Source organism: Sphingopyxis lindanitolerans, assembly GCF_002993885.1.
GTDB lineage: Bacteria > Pseudomonadota > Alphaproteobacteria > Sphingomonadales > Sphingomonadaceae > Sphingopyxis > Sphingopyxis lindanitolerans.
Window position 1 is genome coordinate 3,285,297 of sequence record NZ_CM009578.1, and the last position, 14,370, is coordinate 3,299,666.

The window sequence follows — 14,370 nt, forward strand, 5'->3', positions numbered from 1 at the left end:
GTCATCCCGGACTTGATCCGGGATCCATTCCCGCGACGTCGCTTGGATCCCGGATCAAGTCCGGGATGACGAACCGGGTCAAATCCGGGATGACGAAGATGAGAGGGCGGGAGATCAGCTTTCCACATTCCCCCGATACCGCCGGCTGCCGCGCAGCACCGCGCCGCTTTCCGTCTCGACATCGAAGTCGCCGCTCTTCAGCGTGACGACCCGGCGCACCGCGTCCCGCCGCACCAGCCGGCTGCGGTGGATTCGCGCGAAGCCCGCGCCCGCCAGCTCGGCCTCAATGGCCGAAAGCGTCGCGCGGTGGAGGAGGCGCTGGCCGCGCCACGCGATCTCGACATAATTGCCCGCCGCCGCGACATGCTCGATCTCGTCGATGGGCAGATGGTGGGTGACCGATCCGTCGCCGACCGCGAGCGCCCTGCGCTTTGGCGTCGCGGCGGGCGGGGCGGCGTAGCGCGCGACGAGCCACTGGACGAGGAAGAGGATGAAGACGAGCTCGACATAGGCCGAGAGGTCCTTGCGCAATTCGTAGAGGATCGGGGTGCCGTCAGGCGCCGTGAAATGATAGCTCAGCCCCATCAGCCGCCAGAGCGCGGTGCGAAAACCGACCATCAACGCGATATGCCCGAGCGAGATGGGGATCGCGAGCAGCGCGTGGATCAGGGCCGTGGCGGGCAGGGGGACGCGCGGCGGGCGGATGCGCTGGACCGCGAACCAGCAGGGGATCATCATCACCGTCCAGGCGACGAGGCTGCTGCCCTCGAGCATCCAGGCGATCGTCGGCGAGGTGGCGAGGCCCGCGCCCTCGCGGTCGGCGATGTAGGAATAGACGTTAGCGGCGATGCGGACGAGCCCGAAGAGGAAGATCGCGGTCAGCAGCAGCGCGGTGAGCGCGCGGGCGCTTAATCCGCTCGTCCCGGCTGCGCCGCCGCTCGTCCCTCGCGCCTCTTCGTCCGTCACACCGGCTCCGCTTCTCGTCCCGCCGGGATCGCCCGCCGGCCGTCCTTCCGATTAGCGGCTGCGGCATCAACCGGCAAAGGAGATTCGCCGCGATGGACAAGATGCGACATTATGGAATGGACTGGCTGCGCATCGGCGCGTTCGCGCTGCTCATCCTCTATCATATCGGCATGTATTTCGTGCCGTGGGGCTGGCATGTGAAGATCGCGCAGCCGATGGACTGGGTGCAGATCCCGATGATGGCGACGAACAGCTGGCGGCTGCCGCTGCTGTTTCTCGTCTCGGGCTATGCGAGCGCGGCCTTGTTTGCGAAGCTCGGCGCGCCGGGGGCATTCCTGCGCTCGCGAGCCGCGCGGCTGCTGATCCCGCTCGCTTTCGGCATGGTCGTGGTGATCCCGGTGCAGCCGTGGATCGAGCTCGTCACCCAACATGGCTATGCTGGGAGCTTCCTCCACTTCTGGATGCACGACTATTTCCGCTTCGGCACGCTCGAAGGCATCGTGCTGCCGACGTGGCAGCATCTGTGGTTCGTCGTCTATCTGTTCGCCTACACCCTGCTCGCGGCGCTGCTGCTCGTGCTGGTGCCCGAAAGGGCGCGGGCATGGAACGCCGGTGCGGCGGCGCGGCTGCTCGGCGGCTGGGGGATGCTGCTCGTGCCGCTCGCGGCTTGGATGGCGATCCTGTTCGCCTTTCCCGGATATCGCGAGACGCATGCGCTGTTCGACGATGGGCCGAACCATCTTCATTATCTGGTGCCCTTCGTCACTGGCTGGCTGCTGCGCGTGCGGCCGGTGCTGTTCGCGGCGGTCGCGCGCTGCTGGCCCGCGGCGGCGGTGCTCGCGGTCGCGGCCTATGGCTATGTCGCCTGGGCGATAGGGGCGGCGCCCGGCGAAGGGCCGCCGCCGGTGGGGGTCGTCACCTGGTTCATGGCGATCCGGCTGGTGCAGGGCTGGGCGGCGATCGTCGCGCTGGTCGGGATTGCCGACCGTTTCTGGAACCGCGATCAGCGGTGGCGGGCGACGCTCGCCGAGGCGGTGTTTCCCTTTTACATCATCCATCAGACGATCATCGTTCTGGTCGGATATGGGCTGCTGCTGGCGGGCGCCCGGGCGTTGCCGTCCTTTGCGGTGCTGCTCGCGGCGACAGTCATCGGATGCTGGCTTTTCTACCTGATCGGGCGCAGGATCGGCTGGCTGCGACCGTTGATCGGGCTGCAGCGCCAATAGGGAGGGCAGCATGGGCGCACTCAAGGGTATTCTGGCGATCGTCGGTGTCGCGGCGGTTCTGGTCGGCGGATTCTGGGCTTTGCAGGGTCTCGATATCATCCACTGGCCGTCGAGCAGCTTCATGCTCGGCAACCCGACATGGACGCGCAACGGCACGGTGCTGGCGGTGGTCGGTATCGTGCTGATCTGGTTCGCGCGCAGGCGCTGACCGTCACGATCCTCCCGGCGCAGGCCGGGCGTTACGAGTCCGCGAGGCGGGCCAACGCCTCGCCATCGACGCGCATCACCGTCCATTCGTCCATCAGCGTCGCGCCGAGGCTCTGGTAAAAGCCGATCGCCGGGCTGTTCCAGTCGAGCACCGACCATTCGAGCCGCGCGCAGTCGCGTATCGCGCACAGCGTCGCGAGATGCGCGAGCAGCGCCTTGCCGAGCCCCGATCCGCGCGCTTCGGGGCGGACGAACAGATCTTCGAGATAAAGGCCCGGCCGCCCCTCGAAGGTCGAGAAATTGTGGAAGAAGAGCGCAAAGCCCTGCGGCGCTCCGTCGATCTCGCCGATCACCACCTCGGCATAGGGGCGCGGCCCGAACAGCTTTTCGCCGAGCGCCGCCTCATCGAAGCGGACTTCGTGCGCGAGCTTCTCATAATCGGCGAGATCGCGGATGAACTGCGCGATGAGCGGCAGGTCGGCGGCGGTGGCGGGGCGGATGGCGAGGGTCATGCCCGCGCTCTGTCCAGTCGCACGCGCGCTGTCAAATGCGCTTTCGCATCCGCAAGATCGCGATCGCGGCGATGACGAGCGCGGGCTGGCCGATCACCGCGGGGGCGTCGGCCCAGAAGGTCGCGGGGCCGCAGATGCCCGCCGCGACCTCATAGATGTGGAGCAGGCCGTGGAGGGCCAGCCACAGCCCGCCGACCACCGCCGCGCGCCAGTGGCGGACGGGGTCGAGCGCGGCATAGAGGAGGATCAGCCCCGACCCCAGATAGGCGAGCCCGATGTCGCGGATGAAATGCGCGTTCGGCGGGCCGGTGGTGACGACGGTTGGGACGAAGACATACCAGTCGAGCGGCTTTGCGAGCATGAAGACGCCGTTGGCGATTGTGGTGACCGCGGCGATGAGCAGGAGGAGCTGGACGAGGCGGTCGAGGGTGTCGGGTCTGGTGGGCATGTCGGGGGCCTCCATCGGAATGGAGCGAGGCTAGTCGCTGCCGACGGCGATGTAAAAGGCGATGGTGCGTTTGATGAGAGGGCCGCTTTCGACCGGAATCCGATCCATCCATCCTCGTCACCCTGAACTAGTTTCAGGGTCCATGGCCCGCCGCTTCCTTCGGCGGGGGGCCGGACGTGAGGTCCGGTCATGGATGCTGAAACAAGTTCAGCATGACGAATCTCAATGGCGGTTCTTCGCCCGGAGCCCCTCTCCCGGACGGCGAACCGTAACGTGCTTCACGCTGCCTTGCCGTGCGTCACGTCCATGCTGATCGAACTGCCGGCGTCGATTTCCGCGGCCTTGGCCTCGACCAGCCCCACGATATGCGCGATCATGTCGGCGTCGGCGACATGGTGGTCGGTGACGCCCGACAGATAGACCATATGCTTGCCGTTGCCGCCGCCGGTGATGCCGATGTCGGTCTCGCGCGCCTCGCCGGGGCCGTTGACGACGCAGCCGAGGACCGAAAGCGACATCGGGGTCTTGATGTGCTGGAGCGCGTCCTCGAGCGCCTGCACCGTGCGGATGACGTCGAAGCCCTGGCGCGCGCAACTGGGGCAACTGACGACGCGGACGCCGCGGGTGCGCAGGCCCAGCGTCTTCAATATCTCATAGCCGACGCGCACTTCCTCCTCGGGCTCGGCGGAGAGCGAGACGCGGATCGTGTCGCCGATCCCGGCCCAGAGCAGATTGCCGATGCCGAGCGCCGATTTGACCGTGCCGCCGATCAGCCCGCCCGCCTCGGTAATGCCGAGGTGCAGCGGGCAGTCGACCGCGTCGGCGAGCTGCATATAGGAGGCAACCGCGAGAAACGCATCGCTGGCCTTCACCGCGACCTTGTAATCGTGGAAATCATGGTCCTGGAGCAGCTTGATATGGTCGAGCGCGCTTTCGACGAGCGCCTCGGGGCAGGGCTCGCCATATTTTTCGAGCAGATCCTTCTCCAGGCTGCCCGCGTTGACCCCGATGCGGATCGCGCAGCCGTTCGCCTTGGCGGCGCGGACGACTTCGCCGACGCGCTCGGACGAGCCGATGTTGCCGGGATTGATGCGCAGGCACGCCGCGCCCGCGTCGGCGGCTTCGAGCGCGCGCTTATAGTGGAAATGGATGTCGGCGATGATCGGGATGTTCGCCGCCCGCACGATCTGGCCGAGCGCCGCGGTCGAGTCGGTGTCGGGGCAGGAGACGCGGATCAGGTCGGCGCCCGCCTCCTCGCAGCGGCGAATCTGGTCGATCGTCGCAACCGGATCGCTGGTCGGCGTGTTCGTCATCGTCTGCACCGTGATCGGCGCGCCGCCGCCGATGGGGACGGTGCCGACCATGATCTGGCGGCAGTCGCGCCGCGCAATGTCGCGCCAGGGGCGCAGGCCGGGGTTGTGATCGCTCATGCTTGGCTCGATAAAAAGGGAGGGATAGGGCGCTCCTTAGCCGTCCGGCGCCGACTTGGCAAAGCCAAGTGCGCGGGCGGCGGCTGTTGCGCGAAAGACACAGTTCGCCGGTCAATCGCCGTCTAAACGCAATTTTCATTTGTGCGATGCAGCATAATCGGCAACTTTCCGGTCGTGCATCGTCACGCGCCCGAACAGAGGCGTGGGCGCGCACAGCAGGCTGGGACGATCCGGTAATAACCATCCAAGGGGATCAACCCATGAAGTTTCTCACCCAGGCGTGCTTTGGCATGCTCTTTACGGCATCGCTCCTGTCGACCCCGGCCCTCGCCCAGACCGAGGCGAGCGGCCCGTTCACGCTGTCGGGCGGCGTCGATGTCGTTTCCGACTATCGCTATCGCGGCATTTCGCTGTCGAACGAAAAGGTCGAGGTCCAGCCCAGCCTGACGCTGACTCACGAAAGCGGCTTCTATGTCGGCACCTGGGGGTCGGGCCTTCCCGACAGCGCGCTCTACGGCAAGTTCGAGCTCGATCTGATCGCGGGCTTTTCGACCGAAGTCGCGCCGGGGACGACGCTCGACCTCAACACCACCTATTATGCCTATCCCGGCCATCATAACGGCGCGGGCCCCGCGAACTATGTCGAAGTGATCGGGTCGCTGTCGCACGACATCGGGCCGGTTTCGGCGACCGGGCTGGTCGCATATGCCCCCAGCCAGAAATCGCTGGGCAGCGAAGACAATCTCTATCTGAACCTCGGCCTCGGCCTGGGGGTTCCGAACACGCCGGTCACGCTGAACGCCGGGCTTGGCTACACCGACGGCTCGCTGGGCGCGGCGTCCGCCGACGGCCAATATCTCGACTGGTCGATCGGCGCCTCCTACGCCGCCGGACCGGCCACGCTGTCGGTCGCCTATATCGACACCGACATCAAGAAGACGGGCGTCAAGGCCGTCGACACGCTTTACGATCCGACCGTGGTCTTTACGCTGGGCGTTGCCTTCTAGGCACCCGGCTGGTCAGCGACCACGCGCTCGAAGGGGGCGGCTTTCGGGGGAAGGCCGCCCCCTTTTGCGTGATCGAGCGGCGCGGCCGAGTCGGGGCATCGTGCGTTCAAGATGTCGTGCCGTTTGCTCAGGGCGTCACTTCCTGGGCGCGGGCGGCTTGGCGAAGGCATCGCGCGCGCCGCGCAGGCCCATATATTGCTCGGCGAGCATCCAGTCCTGCCGCGCGAGTTGCGGATCGGACAATTGGGTCTGTTCCGCCTCGGCGAGCAGCCCCGCCGCCTTGGCCGCGAGATCGCCGTCGAGCAGCAGATAGCTGCGCGCGAGCGCATGAATCTCCCACCCCCGCGGGACGTGCCGGTAATTGTCGACGAAGGTTTCGCCATCGGCGCGCGTGACGTTGACGTCGTTGGAGAAATTCGCGGCCACCGGAGTCAGCTTGTCGAGCGCGGCGACATAGTCGCCGGCGATGGTCTTTGCCTCGGCCGACGGCACTTCGGGCAACAGCGCCAGCGTCGCGACCGCCGAGATGACGGGGGCGTCGCTGCGCAGGCTGTTGTCGGGATAATCGGGCCAGTTGTCGCCGCGTTTCGGCCGCCGCCGCTTCAGCCATTCGACCGCGCGCTCGCGCGCCGCCTTGACCTTGGCGCGGGTCGCCGGATCGCCCGCCAGCGCGGCATCGAGTTCGCGCAGCGCGATGACGCCGAACGCGGTGATATAGGTCGCGCCATTGTCGGGCCGGTCGGCGGCGTCCATCGTGCTCGACCACCAGCCCTCGCGATTCTGGGCGGCGAGCAACGCATCGAGGATCGGCGCGGGCGGCACCCGCCCGTCGGTGGCATAAGCCATCACGGTCCACAGCGAGACGACGGTGAAGGGCGCGCCCTCGATCTTCACGCACCAGCAGGCGGGGTCATAGAAGCGCTTGACCGCGGCTTCGTAGCGGCCGCGGCTGGAGGGCGAGAGGAAACGGGTCACCGCGACGAGCTGCGCTTCGGCCCAATAGATTTTGCCGTTGGTCGATGTCTCGCCATCGTTCAGCGCGCGGGTGACGGCATTGTCCATCACCGGCCGCGTCGCGTTCAGCGTCGTGTCGAGATCGGCGACGAAAGCCGCGCGGTCGAGCGTCGCCGGGCCGCCGAAGACATACCAGCCGCCGATATCCGTCCCGGCGGCGACCAGCGCCGCGGCGCCGAGCAGAACGGGCGAAAGGCGCTTGCAGCGGGCGAGCGGGGGAGGCGCGGCGGCGGCGGGGCGGACCTCGTCGGCGCGTGCGCCAGGGGTGCGGTTCAGCCGCCGGTCGATCGCGGCGAGCACGCGCTGCCACCCCGGATGCGCGGCGTCGCCGTCGAAATCGGACATGTCGAGGACGTTGACGTTGTAAAATTCGGCCGGCAGTTCCTCGGGATTCATCGGCTCTAGGCCGATCGCGATCAGCGTGCCGCGATCGAGCGCGATGCGGTTTTCGATGCGGACCCAGCGCCGCCGGATCGCTTCCTGCGTCCAGCAGCCGAGCACGACCTTGGCGCCCTTGACCGCGCGGTCGATGACGTCGGGAAATTCGGCGCCGATATCGATGCCTTCGGAATCGAAGAAGACATGATGGCCGTGCGCGACGAGCAGTTCGTGCAGCCGCGTCGCCTTCGCCGTATCGGCGCGGCTGTAGCTGATGAAAATATCATAGGGACGCTCGCTCGATGCGTCCGTCATGGCTGCTGCAACCCTTATCCCCCAGACATGTCGCGCGACCTATGCGTGTGCGATAGCAGCCCGAACGGGCTTGGCAAGCCTAGGGTCAGGCCCCTAACGCCAGCGCAGGTTGCCGCGCGACAGGTCGGACAGGCTTTTCGCGCCCATCAGTTTCATGCCGCGTTCGATTTCGGCACGCAGCAGGCCGACCGCGCGGTTCACGCCATCCTCGCCCGCGGCGGCAAGTGCGTAGAGATAGAGGCGCCCGCCCGAACAGGCCTTCGCGCCGACCGACAAGGCCTTGAGCACATGGGTGCCGCGCGTGATGCCGCCGTCGCAGATCACCTCGATGCGGTCGCCGACCGCATCGACGATGTCGGCGAGCGCGTCGAAGGGCGAGAGGCTGCCGTCCAACTGGCGGCCGCCGTGGTTCGACACCATGATCGCGGTGGCGCCGATATCGACCGCGCGCTTTGCATCCTCGACCGCGGCGATGCCTTTCAGGCAGAAGGGGCCGTCCCATTGCTTGCGGATCGCCTCGGCGCGCTTCCAGTCGAGGCTCTGGTCGAGCATCGAGGTGAAATATTCGGCGACCGATTTCGGCACGCTCGACCCTTCGGAGACATGGGTCGCAAGATTGGGCAGGCTGAACTTCTCGCGCAGCACATAGTTGAGCCCCCAGCCGGGCTTGATCGCATAGCTCAGCATGTTGCGCGCCGTGAAGCGCGGCGGCGAGGTGAAGCCCGAGCGCAGGCAGCGTTCGCGATTGCCGCCGACGATCGTGTCGACGGTCAGCGCGACCGCGTCGAATTTCGCATCGCGCGCGGTGTCCAGCATCGCCTTGTTGAGGCCTTCGTCGTGGTGGACGTAAAGCTGGAACAGCTTGGGACCGTCGGTCAGCGCCCCCGCTTCGGCGAGGCCGATCGTCGCGAGGCTGGAAATGCCCGCAACGGTGCCGGCCTTCGCCGCGGCGCGCAGCACCGCGCGCTCGCCCTGCCAGTGGAACAGCCGCTGGAGCGCGGTCGGCGACAGGAAAAGCGGCATCGCGATTTCGCGCCCGAACAGCGTCGTCTTCATATTGACGCTCTCGACCCCGGCGAGGACGCGCGGGATGAGGTCGCATTGGTCGAAGGCGGCGCGGTTGCGGCGGCGCGTGACTTCGTCGTCGGCGGCGCCGTCGATATAGTCGAACACGGGCCAGGGCAGGCGGCGTTTCGCCAGACCGCGGAAATCGTCGATATTGTGGCAGTCGGTGAGTTTCATGTCGGTCCGGTTACCTCGTCATTGCGAGCGCAGCGAAGCAATCTCCAGCCATCGGCCTTGCACAAGGCCGATGGCTGGAGATTGCCGCGTCGCTGCGCTCCTCGCAATGACGAAAGATGGCAGGAAGCGGAAGGATTTTATGCAGTCCCGCCGCCCGTCAACCGCGCCAGCGCCCAGCGCGGCTCGATCGCGCGCCCGGCATCACGGACGTGCGCGGCGACGCGGGCGCCGATCGCGGGGGCAAGCGCGAAGGCCCGCCCCGCGCCGCCGCCGACGATCCAGGCGCGATCCTGCCCCGGCAGGCGGTCGAGCAGCAGGTCGCCGGTCGATGTCCGGCAATCATGCGCGGCGACGCTGGCGACGACGGGCGCGTCGGCGAGGCGCGGCAGCCGCGCGGCGAGCCACTGACGCGCGTCGGCCAAGGCCCGCTCATCGGCGCGGCGGTCGAAGCTGTCGGGATCGACGCTCGCGTCGGGCGCGCTTTTCCACACGCGCACCCCGACGCCCTCGACATCGGGGAGCAGGTTGAAGCCATAGGCGCGGTCGATGAGCGCGGGCATCGCGGGCGGACGGAACTGGGTGTCGCCTTGGCCAGGGCCAAAGTGAAACACCTGCTGGCGCACGGCCGACAGGCGCGCGGGCGTCAATATCTGCGGGAACAGCTCGGTCAGCCAGGCGCCGGTCGCATAGACGAGGCTCTGCGCGGTGCCGCCGTCGGGAAGCACGTAAAGACCCTGCTTCTTGTCGCGCAGGGGGGCGGGCATCACGACATCTTCGGGCGCGACCTGCGCGTCGAGGATCGTTTCGAGAATGGCGCGGCGACCCGCGATCATCGCGGCCTTTTCGGCGTGCAGGGCCGCCTCGTCGGGGCGCCAGGCGATCTGGGTGAAGCGGTCGCGCAGCCGCGCGCCGGTGGTGCGGTCGGCGCCGCGCGGCTCGCCAAACGCCTCGGTCGCGGCGAGCGCGGTCACCGCCTCGCACGGCGTCAGGATCGGCAGGCTCGCGCTGTCGGACAGGCGCTCCCACGCATCGCGGCTGTCATCGACAAGGTCGGCATAAAGCGCGTCGCCGCCCTGCACCGGGTCGAGCAGCATCGACGGCAGGTTCGACGCGGCGCGCCCGTTGCCCGCGCCATAGGCGTCGAACAGCCGAACGCTCAGCCCGGCGCGGACGAGGTGCCACGCGGTCCAGGCGCCGATCGCGCCGGCGCCGACCACCGCGACATCGACGTGCTTCGCGGGCGGCTTTGCGCCCTTGCGGCGGCGCGAGGGGCGCGGTTCGGGCGGGTCCCTGCGCTTCGGTTCCTTCTTCGCAGCCCCCAGCGCGAGCGCGACCGGCACGGCGCCCAGCGCGGCGATCAGGCGGCGGCGGTCGAGCGTCATCCGCCCGCGCCGCCCTGCTTCTTGTAATAGCGATAGCCGCCGATCCAGGTTTCGAGCGGGGTCATCTTGCGAATCGCGTCGGGGCTGGCGAGCAGCGGATCGTCGGCGAGGATGACGAAATCGGCGCGCATTCCGGGCATCAGCGTGCCGAGCCGATCCTCGGCGAAAGCGGCATAGGCGGCGGTGCGGGTGAAGCCGTCGAGCGCGGTTTCGCGGCTCACCGTCTCCTCGGGGTGCCAGCCGCCGACCGGCTGTCCCGCGGCATCGGTGCGCGAGATGGCGGCGGCGATGCCGGGGAAGGGGTTCGCGCTTTCGACCGGCACATCGGAGCCGAAGGCAAGGCGGACGCCCGCTTTCTCCATGCTGCGCCACGCATAGGCGCCCTTCAGCCGGTCGGGGCCGAGCCGCGCCTCGGCCATCAGCCGGTCGGAGGGCTGGTGGATCGGCTGCATCGAGGCGACGACCTTCATCTCGGCGAAGCGCGCGATGTCGGCGGGATCGACGATCTGCGCATGTTCGATCCGCCAGCGGCGCTCGCCCGGCAGGTCGCGGGAGAGATCGGCGATCGCGTCGAGCGCCTCGGCATTGGCGGCGTCGCCGATCGCGTGGATTGCGACCTGGAATTTGTCCATCGAGGCGCGCACCATCTTGTTGCGAAGCTGCGCGGGGGTGAGCAGGGGCAGGCCCTTTTGCCCCGGCGCGTCGCTGTACGGCGCCTTCATCCACGCGCCGCGCGAACCGAGCGCGCCGTCGAGATAGAGCTTTACCCCGACCATGCGCAGCTTGTCGTCATACAGCCACGGCGTCGGCTCGCTGCCCGCGATCAGCGCCATATTGTCGATGTCGCGGCCATAGGAGAGGATGCGGATCGCGAGCTGTTTCTTGTCGCCGGCGCGGCGATAGGCCTGCCATTCCTGAATCGTCGTCCCCATGTCGGCGATGGTGGTGATGCCCTGCGAGATCAGCTTCTGCTGCGCGAGCAGGAAGGCGCGGTCGAGGTCGCGCGCCAGCGGCTTGGGCTTCGCGGCATCGACGAGCGCGACGGCGGCATCGACGAACACGCCGCTCGGCTTGCCGCCCGCCATCTCGATCCGGCCGCCCTCGGGCGCTTTGGTCGTCGGGCCGATCTTCGCGGCCGCCATCGCGGCGCTGTTCGCCCAGCCGGCATGGCCGTCGACACGCTCGAGCCACACCGGGCGGTCGGCGACGACCGCGTCGAGGTCGGCCGCTGTGGGAAAGCGGCCGAGGCCCCATTTCTCCTGGTTCCAGCCCGACCCGATGATCCACGGCATTTCGGGATTGTCGGCGGCATATTGGCGGATCGCCGCCTGCGCCTCGGCCAGCGAATGCGTGTCCGACAGGTCGAGCAGCATCAGCGAGAAGCCAAGCCCCATGACATGCCCATGCGCGTCGATCAGGCCGGGGATCAGCGTGCGGCCCTTGCCGTCCTCCTTGAAATCGGGGCGTTCGGGGCGCTTGTCCTTGCGGTCGAGAAGCTGCCTGACCTTGCCGTCGCTGCCGATGAGGAGGCCGGTGAAGCGGACGACCTTGCCATCCTGGTCGAGGGTGATGCCGTTGACATTGTCGACGAGCGTGTCGGCGTGGGCGGGGGGGGTGAGAGCCAAAGCCGCGAGAGCCATCAATCCACTCCGGCTTGCGGGAAAGGCAGCGAGACTTGCGAGCCGATTGGCTTTGCTGAAAAAGCTGCGTGCTCCCGCGAAGGCGGGAGCCCATCTCCTGACAGTGCCAGTTTTAACCGGCGGGAGATGGGTCCCCGCCTTCGCGGGGACACACCTGTTCTTTTCTGCCAGTGCAAGCGGGACTTCGATGGCGCTCATTTCGGCAGCCTCGTCACCAGCGAACTCGTATCCTTTCGTCCGCCCCCGGCCTTCTGCACCTCGGCGTAGAATTGATCGACGAGGCTCGCCACCGGCAGCGTCGCGCCGTTGACCCGCGCTTCGTCGAGCGCGAGGCCCAGATCCTTGCGCATCCAGTCGACCGCGAAGCCGAAGTCGAATTCGTCCTTCGCCATCGTTCCCCAGCGGTTGAGCATCTGCCAGCTTGCCGCGGCGCCACCCGACACCGCCTCGAACACCTTGTCGGTGTCGAGCTTCGACGCCTGCGCGAAACGCAAGGCCTCGGACAGGCCCTCGACCACCCCGGCGATCGCGATCTGGTTGACCATCTTGGTCGTCTGCCCGGCACCGGGGCCGCCGATATGGGTGATGCGCGCGGCATAGGCGCGCATGATCGGCTCGGCGGCGTCGAACGCCGCCTTCGTTCCGCCGCACATCGCCGACAGCGTCCCCGCCTGTGCCCCCGATTCGCCGCCCGAGACCGGAGCGTCGACGCTCAGCAGGCCGAGTCCCTCGGCCTCGACCGAAAGCTGGCGCGCGATCCGCGCCGACACGGTGGTGTGATCGATGAACAGCGCGCCCTTCGCCATCGCCTTGAAAGCACCGTCGCGGCCGAGCGTCACCTGCGCGAGATCGTCGTCATTGCCGACGCAGCTCAGCACGACATCGGCGTCCTTCGCCGCCTCCGCCGGGGTCGCCGCCACCGCGCCGCCATAGTCGCGCACCCAGGCGTCGGCCTTGGCGCGGGTGCGGTTATAGACGGTGAGGTCGTGCCCCGCCTTGACGAGATGCCCCGCCATCGGCCCGCCCATGACGCCGGTGCCGATGAAGCTGATGCGCAATTTCTGTTCGCTCATGCGGCAATCCATAACCATGGTTTGCACGGCGCGCCATAGCCGGGTCCGATAAAGTCCCTCCCTTTCAGGGGAGGGGTTGGGGTGGGGGTCATCGGCCTTAAACAAGGCCTCGAGCCCCCACCCGCTGCGACCAGCGAACAAGTTCGCAAGTCTCGCTGCCCTCCCCTGAAGGGGAGGGATAAGAGGGATAAGTAAGTCTTTCCCTTCGCCCTGCTTGCCGTTAGGGCCAGCCCGATATGACAGACCTTGCAACGCTCACCGCCGCCGATCTTCCGGCGATCACCTTGGACGATGTGCGCGCGGCGGCGGGGCGAATTAACGGTTCGGTCGTGCGGACGCCGACGCTGCATTCGCAGACCTTGTCCGAAATGGTCGGCGCCGAGGTGTGGCTGAAGTTCGAAAATCTGCAATTCACCGCGGCCTATAAGGAGCGCGGGGCGCTCAACGCGCTGTTGTTGATGGACCCCGAGCAGCGCGCGCGCGGCGTGATCGCGGCGTCGGCGGGCAATCATGCGCAGGGCCTTGCCTATCATGGCAAGCGCCTCGGCGTTCCGGTCACCATCGTGATGCCGAGCACGACGCCGCAGGTGAAGGTGTCGCAAACCGCGAGCCACGGCGCGACGATCGTGCTGTTCGGCGAGAAGTTCGACGACGCCTATGCCCATGCGCGCGAGTTGGAGGTCGAGCGCGGCCTCACCTTCGTCCACCCCTTCGACCATCCGCATGTCGCGGCGGGGCAGGGGACGGTGGCGCTCGAAATGCTCGAGGATGTGCCCGAACTCGACACGCTGATCGTGCCGATCGGTGGCGGCGGGCTGCTGTCGGGCATGGGCACCGCGGCGCGCGGGATCAAGAACGACATGCGCCTCGTCGGGGTGCAGGCCGAGCTTTACCCCTCAATGTATGCCGAATTGAACGGCGTCGACATGGCGTGCGAGGGCGACACGCTCGCCGAAGGGATCGCGGTCAAGGAGCCGGGGGCTTACACCCGCAAGCTGGTCGCCGAACTCAACGACGACATCGTGCTCGTCGCCGAACGCCATCTCGAACGCGCGGTCAGCCTGCTGCTCCAGATCGAGAAGACGGTGGTCGAGGGCGCGGGCGCCGCTGGCCTCGCGGCGATGCTCGCGCATCCCGACCAGTTTGCCGGGCGCAAGGTCGGGCTGGTGCTGACCGGCGGCAATATCGACACGCGGCTGCTCGCCAATGTGCTGCTGCGCGATCTGGCGCGTTCGGGCCGCATCGCGCGGCTGCGCATCCGCCTTCAGGATCGGCCCGGCGCGCTGTTCAAGGTGATGAAGCTGTTCGACGAGAAGCAGGTCAATATCATCGAAATCTATCACCAGCGCATCTTCACGACGCTGCCCGCCAAGGGGCTGATCACCGACATCGAGTGCGAAGCGCGCGACCGCGAGCATCTCGACAGTCTCGTCACCTCGCTGCGCGATGCGGGCTATATGGTGACGACGGTGGAACTGGCCTAGACTATGCCGATATTCAGCCCGTGGCGGGCTACGAACGGCCGTCTCC

13 protein-coding genes are annotated in these 14,370 nt (G+C 67.6%); 4 read left to right on the forward strand and 9 right to left on the reverse strand.

The window, feature by feature from the left end; genetic code table 11:
• Nucleotides 1–114: 114 nt before the first annotated feature.
• Nucleotides 115–966 carry a LytTR family transcriptional regulator DNA-binding domain-containing protein gene (locus CVO77_RS15660; RefSeq protein ID WP_105999841.1) on the reverse strand — a complete coding sequence of 284 codons (852 nt, stop codon included), beginning with the start codon at nucleotides 964–966 and terminating at the stop codon, nucleotides 115–117.
• Nucleotides 967–1,058: 92 nt separating this feature from the next.
• Here CVO77_RS15660 and CVO77_RS15665 point away from each other — a divergent pair, with 92 nt between their 5' ends.
• Both CVO77_RS15665 and CVO77_RS15670 read left to right on the forward strand, forming a co-directional pair.
• Nucleotides 1,059–2,192: an acyltransferase family protein gene (locus CVO77_RS15665; RefSeq protein ID WP_105999842.1), complete on the forward strand. Its 1,134-nt coding sequence runs from the start codon at nucleotides 1,059–1,061 to the stop codon at nucleotides 2,190–2,192.
• Between the two features lie 10 nt (nucleotides 2,193–2,202).
• The gene (locus CVO77_RS15670) at nucleotides 2,203–2,400 is read left to right on the forward strand and encodes a hypothetical protein (protein ID WP_105999843.1); all 198 of its coding nucleotides are present in this window, start codon (nucleotides 2,203–2,205) and stop codon (nucleotides 2,398–2,400) included.
• A 31-nt stretch (nucleotides 2,401–2,431) separates the two neighbouring features.
• On the opposite strand, the gene CVO77_RS15675 is transcribed toward CVO77_RS15670, so the two are convergent.
• The 3 genes from CVO77_RS15675 to ispG form a co-directional block, all read right to left on the reverse strand.
• On the reverse strand, nucleotides 2,432–2,911 hold the full coding sequence (locus CVO77_RS15675; protein WP_105999844.1) for a GNAT family N-acetyltransferase: 480 nt from the start codon (nucleotides 2,909–2,911) through the stop codon (nucleotides 2,432–2,434).
• Nucleotides 2,912–2,942: 31 nt separating this feature from the next.
• On the reverse strand, nucleotides 2,943–3,359 hold the full coding sequence (locus CVO77_RS15680) for a hypothetical protein (protein ID WP_197709640.1): 417 nt from the start codon (nucleotides 3,357–3,359) through the stop codon (nucleotides 2,943–2,945).
• A gap of 278 nt (nucleotides 3,360–3,637) precedes the next feature.
• Nucleotides 3,638–4,789, reverse strand: coding sequence for a flavodoxin-dependent (E)-4-hydroxy-3-methylbut-2-enyl-diphosphate synthase (ispG, locus tag CVO77_RS15685; RefSeq protein ID WP_105999845.1), 1,152 nt, complete (start codon nucleotides 4,787–4,789; stop codon nucleotides 3,638–3,640).
• A gap of 260 nt (nucleotides 4,790–5,049) precedes the next feature.
• Between ispG and CVO77_RS15690 the strand changes: the two genes are divergently transcribed.
• Nucleotides 5,050–5,796 (forward strand): TorF family putative porin, encoded by a 747-nt coding sequence (locus CVO77_RS15690; protein WP_105999846.1) that lies wholly within the window; start codon nucleotides 5,050–5,052, stop codon nucleotides 5,794–5,796.
• Nucleotides 5,797–5,931: 135 nt separating this feature from the next.
• Here CVO77_RS15690 and CVO77_RS15695 read toward each other — a convergent pair whose 3' ends face one another.
• The 5 genes from CVO77_RS15695 to CVO77_RS15715 form a co-directional block, all read right to left on the reverse strand.
• Nucleotides 5,932–7,503, reverse strand: a complete 1,572-nt coding sequence (locus CVO77_RS15695) for a toll/interleukin-1 receptor domain-containing protein (RefSeq protein WP_105999847.1) — start codon at nucleotides 7,501–7,503, stop codon at nucleotides 5,932–5,934.
• A gap of 93 nt (nucleotides 7,504–7,596) precedes the next feature.
• Nucleotides 7,597–8,745: an alpha-hydroxy acid oxidase gene (locus CVO77_RS15700; RefSeq protein ID WP_105999848.1), complete on the reverse strand. Its 1,149-nt coding sequence runs from the start codon at nucleotides 8,743–8,745 to the stop codon at nucleotides 7,597–7,599.
• A gap of 137 nt (nucleotides 8,746–8,882) precedes the next feature.
• On the reverse strand, nucleotides 8,883–10,127 hold the full coding sequence (locus tag CVO77_RS15705; RefSeq protein ID WP_105999849.1) for an NAD(P)/FAD-dependent oxidoreductase: 1,245 nt from the start codon (nucleotides 10,125–10,127) through the stop codon (nucleotides 8,883–8,885).
• Nucleotides 10,124–11,767, reverse strand: a complete 1,644-nt coding sequence (locus tag CVO77_RS15710; protein WP_105999850.1) for an amidohydrolase — start codon at nucleotides 11,765–11,767, stop codon at nucleotides 10,124–10,126. The genes CVO77_RS15705 and CVO77_RS15710 overlap by 4 nt, the downstream gene beginning before the upstream one ends.
• A gap of 194 nt (nucleotides 11,768–11,961) precedes the next feature.
• Nucleotides 11,962–12,840 carry an NAD(P)-dependent oxidoreductase gene (locus tag CVO77_RS15715; protein WP_106000885.1) on the reverse strand — a complete coding sequence of 293 codons (879 nt, stop codon included), beginning with the start codon at nucleotides 12,838–12,840 and terminating at the stop codon, nucleotides 11,962–11,964.
• A 236-nt stretch (nucleotides 12,841–13,076) separates the two neighbouring features.
• Between CVO77_RS15715 and CVO77_RS15720 the strand changes: the two genes are divergently transcribed.
• Nucleotides 13,077–14,324 carry a threonine ammonia-lyase gene (locus CVO77_RS15720; RefSeq protein WP_105999851.1) on the forward strand — a complete coding sequence of 416 codons (1,248 nt, stop codon included), beginning with the start codon at nucleotides 13,077–13,079 and terminating at the stop codon, nucleotides 14,322–14,324.
• The last annotated feature ends 46 nt before the right edge of the window (nucleotides 14,325–14,370 follow it).

What these genes read in the sequence shown, in the direction of transcription:
- CVO77_RS15665 (WP_105999842.1), top strand. Translation starts at nt 1,059, where the DNA reads ATGGACAAGATGCGACATTATGGAATGGACTGGCTGCGCATCGGCGCG.
- CVO77_RS15670 (WP_105999843.1), top strand. Translation starts at nt 2,203, where the DNA reads ATGGGCGCACTCAAGGGTATTCTGGCGATCGTCGGTGTCGCGGCGGTT.
- CVO77_RS15675 (WP_105999844.1), bottom strand. Translation starts at nt 2,911, where the DNA reads ATGACCCTCGCCATCCGCCCCGCCACCGCCGCCGACCTGCCGCTCATC.
- CVO77_RS15680 (WP_197709640.1), bottom strand. Translation starts at nt 3,359, where the DNA reads ATGCCCACCAGACCCGACACCCTCGACCGCCTCGTCCAGCTCCTCCTG.
- ispG (WP_105999845.1), bottom strand. Translation starts at nt 4,789, where the DNA reads ATGAGCGATCACAACCCCGGCCTGCGCCCCTGGCGCGACATTGCGCGG.
- CVO77_RS15690 (WP_105999846.1), top strand. Translation starts at nt 5,050, where the DNA reads ATGAAGTTTCTCACCCAGGCGTGCTTTGGCATGCTCTTTACGGCATCG.
- CVO77_RS15695 (WP_105999847.1), bottom strand. Translation starts at nt 7,503, where the DNA reads ATGACGGACGCATCGAGCGAGCGTCCCTATGATATTTTCATCAGCTAC.
- CVO77_RS15700 (WP_105999848.1), bottom strand. Translation starts at nt 8,745, where the DNA reads ATGAAACTCACCGACTGCCACAATATCGACGATTTCCGCGGTCTGGCG.
- CVO77_RS15705 (WP_105999849.1), bottom strand. Translation starts at nt 10,127, where the DNA reads ATGACGCTCGACCGCCGCCGCCTGATCGCCGCGCTGGGCGCCGTGCCG.
- CVO77_RS15710 (WP_105999850.1), bottom strand. Translation starts at nt 11,767, where the DNA reads ATGGCTCTCGCGGCTTTGGCTCTCACCCCCCCCGCCCACGCCGACACG.
- CVO77_RS15715 (WP_106000885.1), bottom strand. Translation starts at nt 12,840, where the DNA reads ATGAGCGAACAGAAATTGCGCATCAGCTTCATCGGCACCGGCGTCATG.
- CVO77_RS15720 (WP_105999851.1), top strand. Translation starts at nt 13,077, where the DNA reads ATGACAGACCTTGCAACGCTCACCGCCGCCGATCTTCCGGCGATCACC.